Below are 1,469 nucleotides of genomic sequence, written 5' to 3'. Positions count from 1 at the left end.
AAGGCTGCATTGATCGAAGCCCAGGCGCAACACCTCCTGTCGGTGACTGGTATATATCGAGCGCTTGGCGGCGGATGGGAGGTATGTAGCTTTCCTGAAGGTCCTGATTGCGCCGGGGAATCCCGGAACAGGCTGAATGACTGACCGGCTGACGCCGGTAGCATCAGGCGGAGGGGCTGAAGCTATCCGTGTGGGCATGTCGGTCGAGATAGTGCATGATGACGTCATCGGTGATGTTGCCGGATGTGGTCGAGAAGTAACCGCTTTGCCAGAAGCATTGGGCCCAGTAGCGTTTGCGGGTGTGCTCGAACTCCTGCTGGATTTTGCGGGACGAACGGCCCTTTGCCCGGCGTACGATGTCGCTGACCGAGACGTGCGGCGCGATATCAACGAGCATACGCACATGATCGCGTGACAGGGCGCCGTTGACAATGGTCACGCCCATTTCCGCACAGATATGCCGGATAATCTGGCGCACCCGCAAGCGGCATCGAGCTTCTGTTTGCTTATGTAGCGCCATGGACAAATCGTATCTGAAACAATTTCCCGAAGCAGTTTTGCCGCTCTGATCCTTTCCAGGGGATGCCTTTCAACAACTGAAACATACCGGCGAAATGCATTCGATATAGTCGCAGTTTCACAATGACTAGTAATGACCTTTAGGCAACCCGGTGCGCCCGCCGGTCTAATGAAGCTGCAAAGTGATCTTGTTACTCCCCGCTGTTCAGAACTTTCTCTCAGAGAGTTCGGAAAACGTAGCAGCGATCTCTGCAAGGGTGTGATCCAATGGCTCTCCGGATGACTGAGCCCGCGACAGGATAAGCGCGCCCTGTATGGCTGCAACATCTCGCTGCGCGGAACGAGCTGCCCCGGAGCTATCTACACCGCCGGATTTGTAGAGTTCGGCGATTGCGGCAAGCCAATAGTCGAAGAGCAGCTTCGTTCGTCCGCGCAGCTCGACGGGAAGATCTTCCATGGCAAATACCGCGAGCAGGCAGCCAAGCTGGCCGCCCTCGTAGTGCCTCCGTAGCATCCCCTCAATCGTTGCCCACTTCGTCCGAAGCGAGGCATCTGGTGCGTTTGCCGCACCGGCAATGACATCGATAAACTTCTCGATCCTGTCGAGTGAACGCCCGGCCATCTCGGTCTTTCCGCGCCCGAAATGGTGGTAGATACTGGATCGGCCGAGGCCCGTTCGCTGAGAGATGACGCTCATAGTCGTGCCGTGGAAGCCATTGGCGCGAAAGATGCGAGAAATCTCGTCGGTGAGGTCCGGGCGAGGATCTATGTCATTCATGTGGCATCTCTCCCGGTAGCGAGGAATGTTTCAGGCATTCGACATTGACGGTTGGGCGAGTAACTCGTTGAACTCCAGAACATTGCCGTCGGGGTCACGGACAAAAATGACCTTGCGTCGGCCGCTGTAGATGTGCGGCCCGTCCGTGATGCGGATGCTCTCTGTGTCGAGA

2 protein-coding genes are annotated in these 1,469 nt (G+C 56.8%); both read right to left on the bottom strand.

The annotated features are described in order from the left end of the window. Nucleotides 1-163 precede the first annotated feature (163 nt). Nucleotides 164-520, bottom strand: a complete 357-nt coding sequence (gene tnpA / locus A9995_RS15695; protein ID WP_255360169.1) for an IS200/IS605 family transposase — start codon at nucleotides 518-520, stop codon at nucleotides 164-166. Nucleotides 521-724: 204 nt separating this feature from the next. Next, complete coding sequence (locus A9995_RS15690; protein WP_067614745.1) at nucleotides 725-1,297, bottom strand: TetR/AcrR family transcriptional regulator; 573 nt, start codon at nucleotides 1,295-1,297, stop codon at nucleotides 725-727. Between the last annotated feature and the right edge of the window lie 172 nt (nucleotides 1,298-1,469).

It is taken from the genome of Erythrobacter sp. QSSC1-22B (genome assembly GCF_001678665.1).
Taxonomy (GTDB): domain Bacteria; phylum Pseudomonadota; class Alphaproteobacteria; order Sphingomonadales; family Sphingomonadaceae; genus Qipengyuania.
The sequence above is the reverse complement of the archived record's forward strand: the minus strand, read 5'-3'. Positions and strand labels throughout refer to the sequence as shown.